Origin of the sequence: Streptomyces sp. NPDC090083, assembly GCF_044747445.1 — a bacterium.
Lineage (GTDB): Bacteria > Actinomycetota > Actinomycetes > Streptomycetales > Streptomycetaceae > Streptomyces.
The window spans coordinates 52,876-70,799 of sequence record NZ_JBIVED010000006.1 but is presented as its reverse complement, the minus strand read 5'-3'; the positions used below and the strand labels follow the sequence as shown (position 1 = coordinate 70,799).

Below are 17,924 nucleotides of genomic sequence, written 5' to 3'. Positions count from 1 at the left end.
CGCGCCGTGTGGCGCGTACTCTCCCTTGCCGTGGCGGACCGCATTGAGGCGGTCGATAGCGAATCACGGAGTTGACGGGCGCGTGCCGACGGAGACTCCGGAAGGTTTCGCATTCGCATGTCCATTTCCAGTACTGATCACATCGTCATGCCCGAGAACGAGGGCGACGAGACGGCCGTCGAGGCCACCACCGAGGCAGCTCCCGAGGTCACCTTCGCGGACCTCGGTCTCCCCGAGGGCGTCGTCCGCAAGCTCGCGCAGAACGGCGTGACCACCCCCTTCCCGATCCAGGCCGCGACCATCCCGGACGCCCTGGCCGGCAAGGACATCCTCGGCCGCGGCCGCACCGGCTCCGGCAAGACCCTCTCGTTCGGTCTGCCGCTGCTCGCGACGCTGTCCGGCGGCCGCACCGAGAAGAAGCGCCCGCGCGGCATCATCCTCACCCCGACCCGCGAACTGGCGATGCAGGTCGCCGACGCGCTCCAGCCCTACGGCGACGTCCTCGGCCTGAAGATGAAGGTCGTCTGCGGCGGCACGTCCATGGGCAACCAGATCTACGCCCTCGAGCGCGGCGTCGACATCCTCGTCGCCACCCCGGGCCGCCTGCGCGACATCATCAACCGCGGCGCCTGCTCCCTTGAGGACGTGCAGATCGCCATCCTCGACGAGGCCGACCAGATGTCCGACCTGGGCTTCCTGCCCGAGGTCACCGAACTGCTCGACCAGATCCCGGCCGGCGGCCAGCGCATGCTGTTCTCAGCGACGATGGAGAACGAGATCTCCACCCTCGTCAAGCGCTACCTCACCGACGAGGTCACCCACGAGGTCGACAGCGCGCAGGGCAACGTCACGACGATGTCCCACCACATCCTCATCGTGAAGCCCAAGGACAAGGCGCCGGTCACCGCCGCCATCGCCTCCCGCAAGGGCCGCACGATCATCTTCGTCCGCACCCAGCTGGGCGCCGACCGCATCGCCGAGCAGCTGCGCGAGTCCGGCGTGAAGGCCGACGCGCTGCACGGCGGCATGACGCAGGGCGCCCGCACCCGGACGCTGGCCGACTTCAAGGACGGCTACGTCAACGCGCTCGTCGCCACCGACGTCGCCGCCCGCGGCATCCACGTCGACGGCATCGACCTGGTCCTGAACGTGGACCCGGCCGGCGACCACAAGGACTACCTGCACCGCGCCGGCCGCACCGCGCGCGCCGGACGTACGGGCACCGTCGTCTCGCTCTCCCTGCCGCACCAGCGGCGCCAGATCTTCCGGCTGATGGAGGACGCGGGCGTCGACGCCGGGCGGCACATCATCAACACCGGTACGGCCTTCGAGCCCGAGGTCGCTGAGATCACCGGCGCCCGTTCGATGACCGAGGTGCAGGCCCAGTCGGCGGGCGACGCCGCGCAGCAGGCCGAGCGCGAGGTCGCCCAGCTCACCAAGGAGCTGGAGCGGGCCACGCGCCGCGCCGCCGAGCTGCGCGAGGAGTCCGACCGTCTGATCGCCCGTGCCGCGCGCGAGCGGGGCGACGACCCGGAGGCCGCGGTCGCCGAGGCCGCCGCCGTCGTGGAGGCCGCGGCCGAGGCCGTGGTGGCGGAGCAGGCCGAGGCGCCGGTGCGCGAGGAGTCCTCGTCCTACGACCGTCCGCGCCAGCAGCGTGACGACCGGGGCAACTACGAGCGCCGTGACCGCCGTGACGACCGCGGTGGCCGTTCCTTCGACCGTCGTGACGACCGCCCCTCCGGCGGCTTCCGCCGCGACGACCGGCGTGACGACCGTGGCGGCCGTTCCTTCGACCGTCGTGACGACCGTCCCTCGGGCGGCTTCCGTCGCGACGACCGCGGTGGCAGCGACCGCGGCGGTTTCCGTCGCGACGACCGTCCCTCGGGCGGCTTCGGCAGCGACCGGCGTGACGGCGACCGCGGTGGCCGTTCCTTCGACCGTCGTGACGACCGTCCCTCGGGTGGTTTCCGCCGTGACGACCGTGGCGGCAGCGACCGCGGCGGCGACCGTGGCGGCCGTTCCTTCGACCGTCGTGACGACCGTCCCTCGGGTGGCTTCCGCCGTGACGACCGCGGTGGCAGCGACCGCGGCGGCGACCGTGGCGGCTTCCGCCGCGACGACCGTCCCTCGGGCGGTCACCGGGGCAGCGACCGCCCGTTCAACCGCGACCGCCAGGGCGACCGCCCCGGCTTCCGCACCGGCGGTCACGACCGTCCGTACGGCCACCGCGGTACGACCGGCACGGGTACCGGCACCGGTTCCTTCGGCCGCCGTGACGACAAGCCGCGCTGGAAGCGCAACGGCTGACGCCCAGTGAGCTGACGAGGGGCCCGTACGACTCGGTCGTACGGGCCCTTTCGTCGTAGGGGCATTTTTTGGCCACATCGAGTCCTTATCGATTCCTTAAGTGGCGCATGTCACGCCGTCGGTGAGGGAATCGCTGGGGGCATGACAGATGACGCCATAGCGAGTGGGTTGTCTAAGGGAGACGCTCCCGGTCTCTCCGACGAGGAACGGCTTGCCCAGCTCGGCTATACGCAGGTTCTCGCCCGCCGCATGTCGGCGTTCTCCAACTACGCGGTCTCCTTCACGATCATCTCGGTCCTGTCGGGCTGCCTCACGCTGTATCTGTTCGGCATGAACACGGGCGGCCCGGCCGTGATCACCTGGGGCTGGGTGGCCGTAGGCCTGATGACGCTGTTCGTCGGACTGTCGATGGCCGAGATCTGCTCGGCCTACCCGACGTCGGCGGGCCTGTACTTCTGGGCCCACCGCCTGGCGCCCCCGCGCACCGCGGCGGCCTGGGCGTGGTTCACGGGCTGGTTCAACGTCCTCGGCCAGGTCGCCGTGACCGCGGGCATCGACTTCGGGGCGGCCTCGTTCCTGGGCGCGTACCTGAACCTGCAGTTCGACTTCGAGGTGACACCCGGCCGAACGGTCCTCCTGTTCGCGGCGATCCTGATCCTCCATGGCCTGCTGAACACCTTCGGCGTGAAGATCGTCGCCGTCTTCAACAACGTGAGCGTGTGGTGGCACGTGATCGGCGTGGCCGTGATCGTGGGCGCGCTCACCTTCGTCCCGGACCACCACCAGTCGACGACGTTCGTCTTCACGAAGTTCGTGAACAACACCGGCTGGGGCAGCGGGGTCTACGTCGTCCTGCTGGGCCTCCTGATGGCGCAGTACACCTTCACCGGCTACGACGCCTCGGCCCACATGACGGAGGAGACCCACGACGCGTCGACGGCCGGCCCCAAGGGCATCGTCCGCTCCATCTGGACGTCGTGGATCGCCGGCTTCGTCCTCCTCCTCGGCTTCACGTACGCGATCCAGTCGTACGACAAGGAGTTGGGCTCGCCGACCGGCGCACCCCCGGCGCAGATCCTGCTCGACGCCCTCGGAGCGACCGCCGGCAAACTCCTGCTCCTGGTGGTGATCGGCGCGCAGCTGTTCTGCGGGATGGCGTCGGTGACCGCCAACAGCCGCATGATCTACGCCTTCTCGCGCGACGGCGCGCTCCCCTTCTCGAACGTCTGGCACACGGTGAGCCCGCGCACGAGGACACCCGTGGCGGCGGTGTGGCTCGCGGCGACGGGAGCGCTGGTGCTCGGCCTCCCCTACCTGATCAACGTGACGGCGTACGCGGCCGTGACGTCGATCGCGGTGATCGGCCTCTACATCGCCTACGTCATCCCGACGCTGCTGCGGCTGGGGAAGGGCGAGGCGTTCCAGCGGGGGCCGTGGCATCTGGGCCGGTGGTCGAAGCTGATCGGGACGGTGTCGGTGGTGTGGGTGATCGTGATCACCGTGCTGTTCATGCTGCCGCAGGTGTCCCCGGTCACCTGGGAGTCCTTCAACTACGCGCCGGTCGCGGTCCTGGTCGTCCTCGGCTTCGCCACGGTGTGGTGGAAGGCCTCGGCCCAGCACTGGTTCCTGAACCCGGAGCACGCCCGCACGAAGGCGCGGGAGGCGGCACGGGCGGGGGCACCCGAACCGATCGATCCGTAACGGCCATATCCGGTCGACCCGTTGCACTCCGGACCAGTCGGTCGCCTGTTCCGTCTCGGTTCCGTGCCCGTCCCGTGCCTGTGCCGTGCCTGTCCCGTGCCTGCGCGTCCCGTGCTCGCCCCCTGTTTTGCCGTTCGGCGCGGCCGTGTCCCCGATACCCGATCGGAGACACGGCCACCTCCGGCTATGCTCGGGGAGGCAACATCGCCTGGGCCCTTAGCTCAATTGGCAGAGCAGTGGACTTTTAATCCATTGGTTGTGGGTTCGAGTCCCACAGGGCCTACGGTGCGGGTGACGGGGGTATCCCGTCTGACCTGCTGCGCAGCGTCCGGGTCGGCTTCGGTCGGCTCGGGCGCTTCCTCGTTTTCGAGCCATTGCGTGAGCGATGCGTGAGCGGATGTGCCGGGGGCGCTCCACGGGGAGAGCCCCAGATCCGGTCATGCCGTCAGATCGAACTGCTTGAGCCAATCCGGATCGGCGTCGCCAACCGTCGCAACCAGGCCGCCGCAGAGCATCACCATGTACAGGGTGAACATGATCGGGTTGCCCCCGTAGTGCTCGATTCCCTCGTTGAGCGTCAGATTCGGCGCGTCTGGGTGGCCGATGAACCCTGCTGCTTGGACGAGGTCATCGTGCTTGATTCCCAGGCTGTCGGAGACCCACGTGACGGCGTCGCGCGCCTGGTCCTCGGTGATCTGCTCCCGTGCCCCGACAAGCCAGCCCATCAGGATCGCCCAGACTGCAGTGGGATCTGAAGGGTGCTCACCCTCAATGAACGAGGCCCCCGGCCCCTTGGAGGGGTTTTCCATCCACGTTGCTATATCTGCGCGCAGGCGCCTTGCGGTCCGGACGCGGGAGATCTCAGAGAGATCCGGCCTGACATCGCGCCCTGCCTTGGCAGCTCGTGCGCTCCGGCGGCGCTTGCTGTTTCGTCCCATGGACCGAGCATGACGCCCGTGCCCGCAAGAGGGAGTGGAAATGGCCCAGAACGTGGAGATCTGCTAGCGATCAGGCGGGACGCCGAGGCGCGGTTCTCGCTTGCTGTGCGGTCGTGATCACTTCGCCCCTCCGGGCCGATGGCTTGAGCAGATGCCACGCAGGTGGTGTGACTGACCGTCACATTCGACCTCATCTGGCTTTAGCGGAAGGGGAGTTGCGCGGGAGGGCTCCGACTGAGGTAGCCTGCCCGCCATCGACCTTTGTCGACTGGGCGCAGAGGCTCAGGAGCTCCGGCGTGCGGGCCCGGTACTGCAATCGCCGTCTCACGGGTGTTAGTGCACTCACTCTGTGGAAGCGGTGCAGGAAGCATCTTTTTTTGGCGTGCCACTCAAACGCTACCGGGGGCGAGTGAGGTTTTTGCGTGTCAAATTCAGTGAAAAAGCAGGCCGCGCGCTCCCGTATGAAGTACTCGGGTGAGCTGTATAAAGCGGCACTCGCGGGAATCCCCAACGATCGTTCGCACGGCTTGGATTCTTTCGCACCGCAACAGCGTCAGTTAAATGCAATGCTAGCCCTTGGCCTGTTCAATCGAGGCGACGAGGATGCATCGCCTAAGCAATGGACGATCAACACCCTGACGTGGTATACGATTAAGGTTCCGCCGCGTTGGAACCGTTTGATCTTTATCGCGGACGCCCCGATGAACGTTGCGCAGTATCTCGTCCCGGACAGTGAAGATTACCTGCGGGTTCCAGGTATGCGCCTTAGGGGTGGAGTGTTCGGTTCTTGCTACGTGTTGGAGCATGTTCCGACAGGTGGGGAACTGGTAGTCACTGACGATCCAAACGGTAAAGTGGTTGGACAATTGAGCGACACCGATCGTCGAATGCTGTCGCTCGATACCCCCTTGCTGCCGGAGGAGAAGCGTCTCTGCGAGGCACTACCAGTCATGACCGCTGATGCTCAAACCCTGCTGGCCGGCATTGCTGTGAGGATGTCTATGACTGACCCGGGCCGGCGCTGGGCCACGGGTAACTGGTATTGGGACCCGCTGGAGCGTATGGGGCATACAGAGGTTGAGGGGTACGACGACCCCCAGCGGCGACTCTGGGGCGAGGGCGACGAGTGGGCAGCGCAATGGACGGGATATCCCTACGCGCAGGATGTTGCGCTTGCACTGACTGACCCCGTGATCGGGGTGCGCGATGCGAAAATCTCTACCCGGCGGCACGGATATGAGGTAACCCTGAAGGGATCGGTACTCAAGATTCGACGCTGATCGGACCGGATGGCCGAGTCGATCAACCTTCCCGTATGGAGAGTCGTTGAATCATGATTGAGATCCCTCAGAGTGCGATCGAAGGGATGCCGTGGTGGGCATTCCTACTTATCGTTTTTCTCTTCTTCCTGCCGCTGGCTTTGGTACGGCTACTCATGCCAAAGGAATCCCGATATCGCTATCTATGGTGGGTGGCTTGGTGGGAGCATCGGCGGAAGCGCGCCGCTATGAGGGGCAGGCTACGGGAGCGGGACTAAATTCCCTCGTCTCCATAAGGGCCCGATGGACTTCGGCCTGTACGCGGGTGCTGTTTCGACCCGCGTACAGGATGAGCCTCCTCGTGTCGGCGCCCGCAGCCTCAGCCTGCCTTAGCGGGTGTGACTGTGACCTACGCATTACGCGCGACTTGAGCGGCCGAATCATTAGCGGCCGGACGCGACCTGGGGATCAACTTTGCTGCCTTCTCGGCGATCTCACGGTCCAACTCAGGCAGCAGGCTCGTGTACGTGTCCGAGGTCAGCGTGATGGTGGAGTGCCGCAGTGTTTCCTTCACCGTGTGGATGTCGCCTCCACCGCCGGCGCCTACGCCGGCCAGGCCGACGCCGTGGCCTCCTCCCTGCGCTCCGAGGCCAACGCCAAGCGCAACTCCCCGCCCCAGGTCATCGCCGACGCGATCGGCAGGGCCGTCACCGCCCGCCGCCCCAGGACCCGCTACGCCACCGGCTTCGGCGCCCGCCCCCTCATCGCCCTGCGCCGTGTCGTCTCCGACCGGGCCTTCGACACCGTCATCTCCCGCGCCACCGGTCTGCCCCGCTGAACCCGTAGAAGCCGGCCGTCTCCCGGAGTGACGGCGCCGGTGAGGCGCATCCCCCGTGAGAGCTACCCGGACCGTCCCTGCGCGGGTGATTCGTGGATCGCCGTGGATTTCTAGCGTGGTCCTCAGATCGGTCGCCGTCGGAGTGGCCGTTGCCGCAGGGAGGTCACGATGAGCACGCCGTCCGCCGCACACGACGAAGCAGGACCCCGCCCGGACGAGAACGGCGGTGGCCGGGGCGGTCGTCTCGGCCGGATCGTCCGCACCCCGCTCGGCTGGGCGCTGACGGGTCTGGTGGGGGTCGGCCTGGTCTCGGCGCTGACCGCCACCGGCCCCGGCCCGCTGCCGGTGCTGGGCGCGGCCGTGGCGGTCGCCGTGTACTGGCTGGTGATGCACCGGCTCGCGGGGCGTGCCACCCCGGAGATCGCCCGGCAGGGCGCCGGCCGGGAGGCGCTCTACGGCGGCGCGGTCGGCCTGGGCTTCGTCCTCGTCGCGGCTCTGCTGATCACGATGTTCGGGGGCTACTCCTTCTCCTGGGCGGGCAACGGCTTCTTCTCCGTCGTCTGGTCCGCCGCGATGCTGCAGGCCGGTGCCGCGGTCACCGAGGAGCTGATGTTCCGCGGTATCGCCCTCCAGGCGCTGGAGCAGCGCTGGGGCAGCCGGGTCGCCATCGTGGTCACCGGGCTGTTCTTCGGCGTCTCCCACCTGGCCGCTCCGGGAGCCAGCGCGTGGAGCGCGCTCGCCATCGCCCTGGAGGCCGGTGTGATGCTCGGCGTGGCGTTCCTGTGGCGGCGTAGCATCTGGTTCGTCGCGGGCCTGCACTTCACCTGGAACGCCGCCGAACAGCTGCTCGGCATCCCGGTCTCCGGGCACACCCCCGAGGGACTGTTCACGGTCGACACCCACGGCTCCGCCCTGCTGAGCGGCGGCACCTTCGGTCTGGAGGCGTCGATCGTGCCCGTCCTCCTCGGTGTGCTGCTCACCGTCCGGATGGCCGTCCTCGCCCGCCGGAACGGCGGTCCGCGGCCCCGGCGCCTCGTCAAGGGCTGAGGCAGGGCCGCCGTACGGGACACCGGTCGATCGGAGGATGGGACAAGCGATGCTCCCTCAGGACCTTGTGCGGGCACCGTGGTTGCGGGTGCCGCTGGAGCGGTGGAAGGAGCAGGACGCCTTCCTCAAGGACGGTGTCCTCGCCCTGGCGCTCACCCTGCTGGCCTTCGTGCCGACCCTGTCGGTCATCGGGGCGCAGATCGGCGATCTCCCCGAGCGGCCCGCGAGCGCGCTGGGCCTCGGACTGATCCTGGCCCAGACCCTGCCGCTGGCGGCCCGCCGCCGCTGGCCCGCGGGCTGTCTGGCCGTCGTCGCCACCGCGTTCGCCGTGCACCAGGCGCTGGGTTTCGCCACGACGTTCGGCAGCATGGGGCTGTATCTGGCGCTGTACTCGGCCGGCGCCCACCAGGTCCGCTTCCGCCGGGAGTCGGCGGGCGTGGCGAGTGCGGGGTACGTGGTGCTGGCCGTCGAACTGCACCGGCTCGGCTCCCCGCAGGACGCGATGGACTATCTCGCCTTCTATCTGGTGCTGGCCGCGGTCCGGCTGGTCGGGAGCGGTGTGCGCAAGCGGCGCGGCGAGGAGGCGGAACGGCGGCGGCTGGCCGCCGAGTTGGCCACGGCGGCCGAACGGGCGCGGATCGCGCGGGAGTTGCACGACGTGGTCACCCACCATGTGACGGCCATGGTGGTGCAGGCGGACGCGGCACAGTTCCTGATCGCGTCCGCACCGGAACGGGCCACTACGGGCATGGCCTCCGTCAGCGACACCGGCCGCCGTGCCCTGACGGAACTCCGGTATCTGCTGGGGGTGTTGGAGGCGACCGGCGAATCCACGGCCGCCGGATCCACGCCCCGCGGCTCGACGGCCGCCGGATCCACGCCCCGCGGCTCGACGGCCGCCGGGTCCGCGACCGATGCGCCCGGCCGCGAGGACTCCTCGTACGGGAGCCGGGGACCCGCTCTCGGCCAGGTCGGAGACCTCGTCGAGCAGGCCCGCAGGTCGGGCCAGCCGGTGGAGTTCAGCGAGCGGGGCGAGCGGCGGCCACGGAGCGTGGACGTGGAGCTGGCCGCGTATCGGGTGGTGCAGGAAGCGCTCACCAACGCGATGAAGTACGCGACCGGGCGGCCGACACGGGTCCTGGTCCGACACGGCGAGGACGGCGTCGAGATCGAGGTGACCACCGAAGGCCCCGGCCCCGGCGCCCCCGCCCTCCCTGCCGCTTCCGGTCCCGTCCCCGAGCCTGCGGTTGTGCCTGCCACCCGCGAACCGGGACCCAAGGGCGGACGAGGCCTGGCCGGGCTGCGCGTCCGCGTGCGGATGCTCGACGGTGAACTGGAGGCGGGACCCCGGCCCGGTGGCGGGTTCGAGGTCCGTGCCACGATTCCCTCCCAGCCACAGCAACAGCCCGTCTCCCGGCCCTAGTTCCCGTCCCCGCGCCAGTCCCCGCCTCGGCCCGAGCCCGAGCCCCTTCAGGAGTGACCCCTTGAGTGACGCGCCGCCACCGATCCGTGTGCTCGTCTGCGACGACCAGGAGCTGGTGCGCACCGGCTACGTCACCATCTTCTCGGCCCAGCCCGACATGGAGGTCGTCGGCGAGGCGGAGAACGGGCACGCTGCGGTGGAAGCCGCGCGGCGGCTGCGTCCCGACGTGGTCGTGATGGATATCCGGATGCCCCTCCTCGACGGCATCCAGGCGACCTCGCAGCTGGCCGGCCCCGGCGCGGAGGCCGGGTATGCGCCGAAGGTGCTGGTCGTCACCACGTTCAACGTCGACGCCCATGTCTACGACGCGTTACGCGCCGGAGCCAGCGGGTTCCTCCTCAAGGACGCGCCGCCCGCGGAGCTGGTGAACGGCATCCGGACCGTCGCCCGGGGCGAGGCCCTGCTGGCGCCCGCCGTCACCCGCCACCTCATCGGCCACTACGCCGAGCACCTGCGCCCGGCCGAGTCCTCCCGGCCGGCCCGGGAGGACGTCGTACGCGCGCTGACGCCCCGTGAACTGGACGTGTTCCGGCAGATGGCCGAGGGGCTGTCGAACGCGGAGATAGCGGCGGAGCTGTACATCACGCCCGAGACGGTCAAGACCTACGTCTCGCGGATCCTGGCCAAGCTCGCCCTGCGCGACCGGGTCCAGGCGGTCGTCCTCGCCCACCGGGTCGGACTGGCGTCCGGCACACAGTGAAAACCGGCGGGCCGGACCGGTGTCCCGGTCCCACCCGCCGGTCGTGCGGGCTCAGTTCGTGGTGAGCATGCCCGCACGGAGCTTGGTGAGCGTGCGGTTGAGGAGACGGGAGACGTGCATCTGGGAGACGCCGAGGTGTTCGCCGATCTGGGCCTGGGTGAGTTCGTCGACGAAGCGCATGTGGATGATGCGTCGCTCCCGGTCGTCGAGTTCGGCGATCAGGGGGGCCAGGGCGTTGAAGTCCTCGACGAGTTCCAGGGCGTTGTCGTCGAGCCCGATGAAGTCGGCCAGCGCGGCTTCGCCCTCGTCGCCGGAGCTGATGGCGGCGTCCAAGGAGGCGGAGTTGTAGCCGTTGGAGGCGAGACGCGCCTCGTTGACCTCTTCCTCGCTGAGGCACATCAGCTGGGAGAGCTCCTTGACGGTGGGCATACGGCCGAGCCGGCTGCGAAGCTCCTCGTTGGCCTTGGCGAGCTGGACGCGGGCCTCCTGGAGGCGGCGCGGGACGTGCACGGCCCAGGAGGTGTCACGGAAGAAGCGCTTGATCTCGCCGGTGATGTACGGGATCGCGAAGGAGGTGAACTCGACCTCGCGGGTGAGCTCGAAGCGGTCGATGGCCTTGATCAGTCCGATCGTGCCGACCTGGACGATGTCCTCCATCTCGTCCTGGCTGCGGCTGCGGAACCGGGAGGCCGCGTACCGGACGAGGGTGACGTTCATCTCGATGAGGGTGTTGCGCGCGTACTGGTACTCGGGCGTGCCCTCTTCGAGGACGGCGAGCTGGTCCAGGAACAGCCGGGTCAGATTGCGGGCGTCCTTGGGCGCGACCTGCGAAGGGTCCGCGATCTCCGGCAGCACCCGGGTCTGTGCGTCTGCCGTCTTCGTCACCGTCATGTCAGGCCCCTCCCTTGTGATCCAGCCCCCGTGCCGCCGGTTCCTTGTCCACCGACAATGATCGGCCTACCCGGGTTCGGCGAATGCATTCCAGGTGATTTCAGATCGGGTCCGCCGACTGTCGTAGGAGGGGTACGACGAAGGCGGGGCCGGCCGGAGTGTCTCCGGCCGGCCCCGCCCCGCGGGCTGGTGCTCGCGTCAGACGACGCGCTGCGTCTGGTAGTACTCGGCCACCTGCTGGTGGTAGGCGGCGTCGCCGATGTGCTGGTCCTTGTCGAACTCGGGGGACTCCCTGATCTGGTCCCGTGTGAGGCCGACGTAGATCCTGCGCTCCTCGTGGTCGACCGAGTTCACCGTTCCGGCGGGCAGCAGGACGTGCTGACCGAAGATCCACACGCCGGTGTCGACGACGAGGTACGCGGCGGCGACGTCGTCCGAGTGCTTGTCGACCTTGCCGATGCTGCCGTCGGTCGCCTCGACCGTGTAGCCGATCAGGTCGGTGCCCGTGGCGTGGCCGATGGTCGGCTGGTAACCCCAGATGGTGTCGCTCATGGAGAACCGCTCCCTCGTCGAGCTCGTCATTGTGTGTCGCTCCCGCATGCGCGCCGCGAAGCCGTGCGGGAGCCGTTGAATTCGGTGACGTCTCCGCGGAGCTGGTGACGTCTCCGCGGGACTTCAGAAATCCGCTTGCCCCGGACCGCCGGTCCCACACATTCGCATCGGGTCATATCGGGAAGGAATGTGAAGGGAAGGAATTCCGGCCTACCAGCGGTACCAGCGGCCGCGCTTGCCCCCGCTCGCCGTGGGGCGGATCACGAAGCCCAGGACCCACACGACCAGCACGATGACGGCGATCCACCACAGGGCCTTGAGGGCGAAACCGGCGCCGAAGAGGATCAGCGCGAGCAGCAGAACAAGAAGAACAGGAACCATTGTTATCAACCTCCGATCGTCCGAATGCCCTGCGAGGAGATCTTCACTCCTGCGGATTTTCTGTGTTTCTCCGGTGACCTCGAACCGCTGGGAGTTCGCTGCGAGTCCGTTGGAAGTCCGTTCGAAGTCCGTGCGGCAACCGGTCGGTTTGGAGGTGGGATACGCGGTCAGACGGGTGGCGAACCTATTTCGGCGAGACAGGCAGGGGTGAGTGGTCGTGACTGCGGACGAGAAGGCGAAGGCCAAGGCGGAGCAGGCCAAGGGCAAGGTCAAGAAGGTCGTCGGCGGAGCGGTGGGCAACGAGTCCCTCAAGGCCGAGGGGCGCGCCGAGGAGACCAAGGGCGATCTGCGCGCGGCCAAGGAGAAGGCCAAGGACGCCATCAAGCCCAAGTAGGGCATCACTCCTGACCGAACACGAGTCCCGGCAGCCGGTTCGCTGCCGGGACTCGTGCTGTCGCGACGCGTGCTGTGCGGGGTCCCTCCGCGCGACCCGCACCACTTCCCGGCGTCGGAGTCACCGGGCCAGGAAGGCGCTCACGGTCTTGCCGCCGGCCGGCCGGCGGGTCACGGCGGTGGTGTGGGCGAGGCGGTTGACCATGGGCCAGCCGAAGCCTCCCGTACCGCCGTTGAGATCGGGCGTGCGCATGCGCGGCACGTGCGGGCTGTCGTCGTGCACGGTCACCTCGATGCTGTCGCGGTGGGCGGTCAGCTCCAGGGTGCAGCTGCCGCCGCCGTGCCGCAGGGCGTTGGTGACGAGCTCCGAGACGACCAGGGTCACGGTGTCGGCGCCCTCGGCCGCGAGTGGTCGTACGAGACCTTCGAGGAAGTCCCGGGCGCTGTCGCGCGCGCCGGCGACGGATGTCGCGGAGCGGTCGGGCTCGACGTCGAGGCTCATGGTGTTCATCAGGTCTCCCCGGTCTGTGGATCGTCTGTGTCCGGTTCTGCCTGCTGTGTCTGGTTCCCCGGCCTGTGGCCGTTAACCAGGCCCTTGAGCCCTTCCCTGTCCGTCGTCCGTCCCCGTTCGAGGCGGATTACCGCGCCGTCGAACACACGGAGATCCGGCGACGGAGGCCCGCGACCCCCGTCGACGGAGAACACCGCAACCCCGCGCCGCACGACGCCGAGGCCGGACCGCAGGTCAGAGGAAGCGCCGGATCGGCAGGACGGCCGTCTCCTTGGCGCGCTGGAGCAGTGCGCGGCGCTTCCACCGTCCGGCGCTGATGAGTTCGCTGTGCTCCAGGTCCTCCGTGAAGTGGCGGTCCAGCGTCGCGGTGAACGCGGGGTCCAGCACGGCGAGCATGACCTCCTCGTCGTGGTCCAGGGACCGGCGGTTGAAGTTCGTCGAGCCGATGAGCGCCGTGGCCCTGTCGATGGTGACGATCTTGGTGTGGAGCATGGTCGGCTGGTACTGGAAGATCTTCACCCCGCAGGCGGTGAGGTCCTCGTAGTAGTGCTGGCCCGCGAGCTGGCAGACCCTCTTGTCGGTGTGCGGGCCGGGCAGCAGGATCTCCACCTCGACGCCCCGGCGGGCCGCGGCGCACAGCAGCTCGATGAAGAACGCGTCCGGCGCGAAGTAGGCGGTGGCCAGCCGGATGCGTTCCTCCGCCGTCTCGATCATCACGCGGAACAGGGTCTGCATGTCCTGCCAGCCGAAACTGGCCGAGCCGCGGACCACCTGCACCACGGCCTCGCCCCGGGGGGTGTGGTCGGTGAACCGGTCGCGGTCGTCGAAGAGTTCGTCGTGGCACTCGGCCCAGTTCTGCGCGAAGGCGGCGGCCAGCCCGTCCACGGCGGGGCCGGTCACCTGGACGTGGGTGTCGCGCCATTCCGCGGGGCCGCGCGCGTCACCGCACCACTCCTCGGCGATGCCGACGCCGCCGGTGTAGGCCGTCTCCTCGTCGACGACGAGGACCTTGCGGTGGCAGCGGTGGTTCTGCTTCAGCGGGGACAGGTACAGCGGCTTGCGGAACCAGGCCACCTGCACCCCGGCCCGCTCCATCGCCTCCAGCTGGTCCTTCTCGATGAGCCGGCTCCCGAAGCCGTCCAGCAGCAGCCGGACCCGCACGCCGTCGCGGGCCCGCTCCGCGAGCGCGTCGGCGAACTGCCGGGCGATCTCCCCCTTCCAGTACACGAACGTCATCATGTCCACGGTGTGCCGGGCGGCCCGGATCCGGCCCAGCATGGCGCCGAAGATCTCGTCCCCGTTGCGCAACGGGAGCAGCGCGTTGCCTTCCGTGGCCGCGATCCCTATGAGGCGTTCCAGTCGGCGTCTGGTGCGCCGGGCCCGGTCGTCGAGGACGCCGTCGACGTCCTCGGCCCCGCCGCCGGAGTCCCCGTGCTTGACGGCCCCCGTCGTGCCGGCGGATACGACGGATGTGACGGATGCGACGGGTACTGCGTGGATGTCGGTCGCGCCGGACACTCCGTGCGCGTCGGTCGCGTTCCGCGTGTTTGCCATGGCTGCACCTTCCTGGACATCGAGTCGACGACATAACCGGGATGCCCCCGTACTTCGCGGGCATTCGGAACGACATGGCTACTGGATCGGCAACGGCACGCGGACAGGGACAGGCCCGCCGTGCGGCGAACAGCAAGGCGGTCGCGGCGGCGGCCCGTGCGGGCTTCGGCGCCCGCGGTGTCATCTACGTACTGATCGGCGTCCTCTCCCTGCGGATCGCCTTCTTCGGCGGCGGCCAGCAGGCCGACCGGGGCGGCGCGATAGCGGAGATCGCCCAGAAGCCCTTCGGCACCGTGCTGTTGTGGCTGCTGGGCATAGCGCTGGCCGGGATGGCCCTGTGGCGGCTGTCCGAGGCCGCCTTCGGACAGGCGGGCGCCGACGGCGACAAGCCCGGCAAGAGGGCGATGGCGGCGGGCCGTTTCGTCTTCTACGGCTTCGTGTCGTACTCCGTGCTCTCCTACGCGGCCGGGGACAAGGGCAGCGGCAGCGGCAGTTCGGACAAGAACTCCCAGGACGTCACCGCGAAGGCGCTGGACTGGCCCGGCGGGCAGTGGATCGTCGGCATCGCGGGTGCCGCGGTGACCGCGGCCGGTCTGTGGATCGCCGTACGGGCCGTCATGCGCAAGTTCGAGAAGCATCTGAAGATGACGGAGATGTCCCCGAGGACGCGTCAGGTCGTCACGTTCCTGGGCGTGTTCGGCGGTGCGGCCCGCGGTGTCGTCTTCGCCACCGCGGGTGGGTTCGCCATCGCGGCGGCCGTCCAGCACGAGCCCGGCAAGGCCAAGGGCATGGACGACACCCTGCGGACGTTCGCCGACACCCCGGCGGGTCCCTGGCTGCTGACGGTGATAGCCGTCGGCCTCGTCGCCTTCGGCCTCTTCTCCTGGGCCAACGCCCGCTGGCGCAAGGTCTGACGGACGGCACGCCACGACGCCGACGGCGTACCGGTGCCGATCCCGGCGCGGAGCGGATCTTCACCGGCCTTGCGCGGAGCGCCGGTTCACCGGCCGCCGAGGTCGTGGGCGGACTCGACGGGCTCGGCAAGGCCGGCGGAGGCTTTCGGCCCGCGCAGGATGACGAGGACGAACAGGGCGCCCAGGACCGCGACGCCGGTCCACATGGCCTGTTGCCAGCCCTGGATGAAGGACTCCCGGGCCGCGTCGAGCAGGGCCTGCGCGTGCGGGCCGGTGCCGGGAGCGACCTCGACGGCGTTGGCGATGCCCTCCCGCGCGGTGTCCGCGGCGCCGCGGGGAACGCCGTCGAGCCGGTCGTCGATGGCTCCGCGGTACCCGGCGGACAGCAGGGCGCCCAGCAGGGCGACGCCGAGCGCGGTGCCGAACTCGCGGGTGACGTCGTTGAGCGCGGAGGCGACGCCCTGCTTCGCCCGGGGCAGGGAGCCGGTGATGGCCTCGGTGGACGGGGTCATCGACAGGCCCATGCCGACGCCCATGGCCAGCATGCCGGGCAGGATGCTCAGGTAGCCGCCGTCCGCGGAGACGAGCAGTGCCATGAGCGCGAGGCCGGCGGCGGCCAGCGCGACGCCCGCCGCCATGGTCGGGCGGGGGCCGGTCCGCGCGGCCGGCCGGGCGGCCAGGCCGGAGGCCGCCATCATCGCCACGGCCATCGGCATCATCGCCAGCGTGGACAGCAGCCCGGACCAGCCGAGCACGGCCTGGAAGAACGGGAAGAGGACCACGGCGATGCCCGCCTGGACGCCGAAGACCACCAGCAGCGTGAGCGAGCCCCCGGCCAGGCCGCGCTCGCCGAAGAGCCGGACGTCCAGCAGGGCGGCCTCGCGGCGGTGCAGTTCCCAGGCCACGAATCCGGCGGCGCCGACGAGACCGGCGGTGAGGCCGAGCAGTGTCAGGGGCGCGGTCCAGCCGTGTTCCGGGCCCTCCTGGAGGACGAGGATGAGGCCGACGACGGCGACGGCGGAGAGCAGTGCGCCGAGGGTGTCGAAGGGATGGGCGGCCCGCTCGCGGGAGTCGGGCACCGACTTCAGGGTCATGGCCAGGGCCACGACGACCAGGACCACCGGCAGGACGAAGAGCCATCGCCAGTCCGCGACGTCGACGAGCAGGGCGGAGAGGAACATGCCCAGGATGCCGCCGCCTCCGGCCACGCCGGTCCACACGCCGATGGCCCTGCCGCGCTGCTCCGCCGGGAAGGTGGAGGTGATGACGGCCAGGGTGATGGGCATGATCATCGCCGCGCCGACGCCACTGGCCACGCGGACGGCGAGCAGGACCCCGGCGGTCGGGGCCAGGGCCGCCGCGATGTTGGCGGCGCCGAAGACGCCCAGACCGGCGATCAGCATCGGCCTGCGGCCGAGCCGGTCGCCGAGGGCGCCGAGCGGCAGCAGCAGGGCGGCCAGGGTGAGGGTGTAGCTGTTGATGATCCACAGGACCGTGCTCTGCGAGGCGCCGAACTCGACGGCCAGGTGGGTCTGGGCGACGTTCAGTCCGGACACGGATGCCACGACGGCCATCAGCGCGAGGGAGACCGCGATCAGGATCGCGCGCAGCTGACGTGCGTCCGGCGCGCTGTCCGGGGCGCCGGTGACGGCCGCCGACGGGGCCTGGTGGGTGCTCATGGATTCCTGCCTTCCTGGTGGGAGGGCATGCGGAGCCGGCGCCGGGCAGGGCCGGTCGCGTCGGGTCGAGGGGAGGGCTCCGCGTGCTCGGGTGTGGTCCCTGTCGTGCCGGGCCACTCACCGGAACCGTAGGACTGATTTGCCCTTGAGGCATATCGTCTTGCTCATGACGCAAGACAATGGTGAGCTGGACAGCCTCGTACGCAAACGGATCCGCGCGCTGCGGGTGGCACAGGGCTGGTCACTCGAAGAACTGGCCACGCGGGCCAACGTCAGCCAATCCACGCTCTCCCGCATCGAGAACGGTCAGCGCCGCCTCGCGCTGGACCAGCTGGTCGTCCTCGCCCGCGCCCTGGACACGACCCTGGACCAGCTGGTGGAGACCGCCGCCGACGACGTCGTCACCAGCCCGGTCATCGACGGGGCCCACGGGCTGATGCGGTGGGCGGTCAAGGGCAACCCGGGCATGAGCGTCGTACGCCAGCGGATGACCGCACCGCCCCCGGACAGTCCCGCGAAGATGCGGGCCCATCCCGGCCGGGAATGGCTCGTCGTGCTGTCCGGCACCGCGACCCTCGTGCTCGGCCACCGCCGCTACCGCGTCGAGACCAACCAGGCCGCCGAGTTCCCCACCATGCTTCCGCACGCCATCGGCGCCGAGGGCGGCCCCTGCGAGATCCTCGGCATCTTCGACCGCGACGCCCGCCGCGGCCACCAGCGCGACGGCGGTGGCACGGGCGCCGGCGGCGGGACGGCGGACGACTCCTCCGGGTGAC

At 69.6% G+C, this 17,924-nt stretch carries 17 protein-coding genes, 1 tRNA gene and 1 pseudogene; 11 read left to right on the top strand and 8 right to left on the bottom strand.

Translation table 11 applies throughout. The annotated features are described in order from the left end of the window. The first annotated feature begins 117 nt into the window (after positions 1-117). The 3 genes from ACIPTO_RS22225 to ACIPTO_RS22215 all read left to right on the top strand — a co-directional run bounded on the left by ACIPTO_RS22225 (position 118) and on the right by ACIPTO_RS22215 (position 4,291). Positions 118-2,307 carry a DEAD/DEAH box helicase gene (locus tag ACIPTO_RS22225; RefSeq protein ID WP_401194847.1) on the top strand — a complete coding sequence of 730 codons (2,190 nt, stop codon included), beginning with the start codon at positions 118-120 and terminating at the stop codon, positions 2,305-2,307. Between the two features lie 141 nt (positions 2,308-2,448). Then, entirely contained in the window at positions 2,449-4,008 is a 1,560-nt protein-coding gene (locus ACIPTO_RS22220) for an amino acid permease (protein ID WP_366319051.1), read from the top strand. A 210-nt stretch (positions 4,009-4,218) separates the two neighbouring features. Further along, positions 4,219-4,291: transfer RNA gene (locus ACIPTO_RS22215), tRNA-Lys, on the top strand. Between the two features lie 154 nt (positions 4,292-4,445). Here the strand turns inward: ACIPTO_RS22215 and ACIPTO_RS22210 are convergent. After that, positions 4,446-4,817, bottom strand: a complete 372-nt coding sequence (locus ACIPTO_RS22210) for a hypothetical protein (RefSeq protein WP_401194844.1) — start codon at positions 4,815-4,817, stop codon at positions 4,446-4,448. 551 nt (positions 4,818-5,368) lie between these two features. On the opposite strand from ACIPTO_RS22210, the gene ACIPTO_RS22205 reads away from it, so the two are divergent. Beyond that, a complete protein-coding gene (locus tag ACIPTO_RS22205) occupies positions 5,369-6,226 on the top strand; it encodes a hypothetical protein (protein ID WP_401194842.1) in 858 nt (285 codons plus the stop codon). A 388-nt stretch (positions 6,227-6,614) separates the two neighbouring features. Here the strand turns inward: ACIPTO_RS22205 and ACIPTO_RS22200 are convergent. Next, positions 6,615-6,803, bottom strand: a pseudogene (locus tag ACIPTO_RS22200) (site-specific integrase); the annotation flags it as partial. Here ACIPTO_RS22200 and ACIPTO_RS22195 point away from each other — a divergent pair. The 4 genes from ACIPTO_RS22195 (at position 6,783) to ACIPTO_RS22180 (ending at position 10,273) form a co-directional block, all read left to right on the top strand. Continuing rightward, positions 6,783-7,043: a hypothetical protein gene (locus tag ACIPTO_RS22195; RefSeq protein ID WP_401195515.1), complete on the top strand. Its 261-nt coding sequence runs from the start codon at positions 6,783-6,785 to the stop codon at positions 7,041-7,043. The pseudogene ACIPTO_RS22200 and the gene ACIPTO_RS22195 sit on opposite strands and share 21 nt — an antisense overlap. Positions 7,044-7,211: 168 nt before the next feature. Continuing rightward, the gene (locus ACIPTO_RS22190; protein ID WP_401194839.1) at positions 7,212-8,090 is read left to right on the top strand and encodes a lysostaphin resistance A-like protein; all 879 of its coding nucleotides are present in this window, start codon (positions 7,212-7,214) and stop codon (positions 8,088-8,090) included. Positions 8,091-8,139: 49 nt separating this feature from the next. Further along, entirely contained in the window at positions 8,140-9,513 is a 1,374-nt protein-coding gene (locus ACIPTO_RS22185; RefSeq protein ID WP_401194836.1) for a sensor histidine kinase, read from the top strand. Positions 9,514-9,574: 61 nt separating this feature from the next. Beyond that, on the top strand, positions 9,575-10,273 hold the full coding sequence (locus tag ACIPTO_RS22180; protein ID WP_366319060.1) for a response regulator transcription factor: 699 nt from the start codon (positions 9,575-9,577) through the stop codon (positions 10,271-10,273). A 51-nt stretch (positions 10,274-10,324) separates the two neighbouring features. Here the strand turns inward: ACIPTO_RS22180 and ACIPTO_RS22175 are convergent, their stop codons facing one another. From ACIPTO_RS22175 to ACIPTO_RS22165, 3 genes are all read right to left on the bottom strand, one after another. After that, positions 10,325-11,164, bottom strand: coding sequence for an RNA polymerase sigma factor SigF (locus ACIPTO_RS22175; protein WP_366319062.1), 840 nt, complete (start codon positions 11,162-11,164; stop codon positions 10,325-10,327). 198 nt (positions 11,165-11,362) lie between these two features. After that, the gene (locus tag ACIPTO_RS22170; RefSeq protein ID WP_366319064.1) at positions 11,363-11,716 is read right to left on the bottom strand and encodes a PRC-barrel domain-containing protein; all 354 of its coding nucleotides are present in this window, start codon (positions 11,714-11,716) and stop codon (positions 11,363-11,365) included. A 210-nt stretch (positions 11,717-11,926) separates the two neighbouring features. Further along, complete coding sequence (locus tag ACIPTO_RS22165; protein ID WP_356288335.1) at positions 11,927-12,097, bottom strand: hydrophobic protein; 171 nt, start codon at positions 12,095-12,097, stop codon at positions 11,927-11,929. Between the two features lie 217 nt (positions 12,098-12,314). Here ACIPTO_RS22165 and ACIPTO_RS22160 point away from each other — a divergent pair, with 217 nt between their 5' ends. After that, positions 12,315-12,491 carry a CsbD family protein gene (locus ACIPTO_RS22160; protein WP_366319066.1) on the top strand — a complete coding sequence of 59 codons (177 nt, stop codon included), beginning with the start codon at positions 12,315-12,317 and terminating at the stop codon, positions 12,489-12,491. Between the two features lie 120 nt (positions 12,492-12,611). On the opposite strand, the gene ACIPTO_RS22155 is transcribed toward ACIPTO_RS22160, so the two are convergent. Further along, on the bottom strand, positions 12,612-13,001 hold the full coding sequence (locus ACIPTO_RS22155; RefSeq protein WP_366319068.1) for an ATP-binding protein: 390 nt from the start codon (positions 12,999-13,001) through the stop codon (positions 12,612-12,614). Between the two features lie 234 nt (positions 13,002-13,235). Further along, a complete protein-coding gene (locus tag ACIPTO_RS22150; RefSeq protein ID WP_401194831.1) occupies positions 13,236-14,555 on the bottom strand; it encodes a phosphatidylserine/phosphatidylglycerophosphate/cardiolipin synthase family protein in 1,320 nt (439 codons plus the stop codon). A 74-nt stretch (positions 14,556-14,629) separates the two neighbouring features. On the opposite strand from ACIPTO_RS22150, the gene ACIPTO_RS22145 reads away from it, so the two are divergent. Beyond that, positions 14,630-15,469, top strand: coding sequence for a DUF1206 domain-containing protein (locus tag ACIPTO_RS22145; protein WP_401194829.1), 840 nt, complete (start codon positions 14,630-14,632; stop codon positions 15,467-15,469). Between the two features lie 86 nt (positions 15,470-15,555). Here the strand turns inward: ACIPTO_RS22145 and ACIPTO_RS22140 are convergent, their stop codons facing one another. Continuing rightward, positions 15,556-17,148, bottom strand: a complete 1,593-nt coding sequence (locus ACIPTO_RS22140) for an MFS transporter (protein WP_401194826.1) — start codon at positions 17,146-17,148, stop codon at positions 15,556-15,558. A gap of 166 nt (positions 17,149-17,314) precedes the next feature. Between ACIPTO_RS22140 and ACIPTO_RS22135 the strand changes: the two genes are divergently transcribed. Beyond that, a complete protein-coding gene (locus tag ACIPTO_RS22135) occupies positions 17,315-17,923 on the top strand; it encodes a helix-turn-helix domain-containing protein (RefSeq protein WP_401194824.1) in 609 nt (202 codons plus the stop codon). The last annotated feature ends 1 nt before the right edge of the window (position 17,924 follow it).

Excerpts from the sequence above, each read along its gene's own strand:
- ACIPTO_RS22185 (WP_401194836.1), top strand. The coding sequence starts at position 8,140 with ATGCTCCCTCAGGACCTTGTGCGGGCACCGTGGTTGCGGGTGCCGCTG.
- ACIPTO_RS22190 (WP_401194839.1), top strand. The coding sequence starts at position 7,212 with ATGAGCACGCCGTCCGCCGCACACGACGAAGCAGGACCCCGCCCGGAC.
- ACIPTO_RS22175 (WP_366319062.1), bottom strand. The coding sequence starts at position 11,164 with ATGACGGTGACGAAGACGGCAGACGCACAGACCCGGGTGCTGCCGGAG.
- ACIPTO_RS22210 (WP_401194844.1), bottom strand. The coding sequence starts at position 4,817 with ATGGAAAACCCCTCCAAGGGGCCGGGGGCCTCGTTCATTGAGGGTGAG.
- ACIPTO_RS22225 (WP_401194847.1), top strand. The coding sequence starts at position 118 with ATGTCCATTTCCAGTACTGATCACATCGTCATGCCCGAGAACGAGGGC.
- ACIPTO_RS22220 (WP_366319051.1), top strand. The coding sequence starts at position 2,449 with ATGACAGATGACGCCATAGCGAGTGGGTTGTCTAAGGGAGACGCTCCC.
- ACIPTO_RS22170 (WP_366319064.1), bottom strand. The coding sequence starts at position 11,716 with ATGAGCGACACCATCTGGGGTTACCAGCCGACCATCGGCCACGCCACG.
- ACIPTO_RS22150 (WP_401194831.1), bottom strand. The coding sequence starts at position 14,555 with ATGGCAAACACGCGGAACGCGACCGACGCGCACGGAGTGTCCGGCGCG.
- ACIPTO_RS22145 (WP_401194829.1), top strand. The coding sequence starts at position 14,630 with ATGGCTACTGGATCGGCAACGGCACGCGGACAGGGACAGGCCCGCCGT.
- ACIPTO_RS22165 (WP_356288335.1), bottom strand. The coding sequence starts at position 12,097 with ATGGTTCCTGTTCTTCTTGTTCTGCTGCTCGCGCTGATCCTCTTCGGC.
- ACIPTO_RS22135 (WP_401194824.1), top strand. The coding sequence starts at position 17,315 with ATGACGCAAGACAATGGTGAGCTGGACAGCCTCGTACGCAAACGGATC.
- ACIPTO_RS22140 (WP_401194826.1), bottom strand. The coding sequence starts at position 17,148 with ATGAGCACCCACCAGGCCCCGTCGGCGGCCGTCACCGGCGCCCCGGAC.
- ACIPTO_RS22155 (WP_366319068.1), bottom strand. The coding sequence starts at position 13,001 with ATGAACACCATGAGCCTCGACGTCGAGCCCGACCGCTCCGCGACATCC.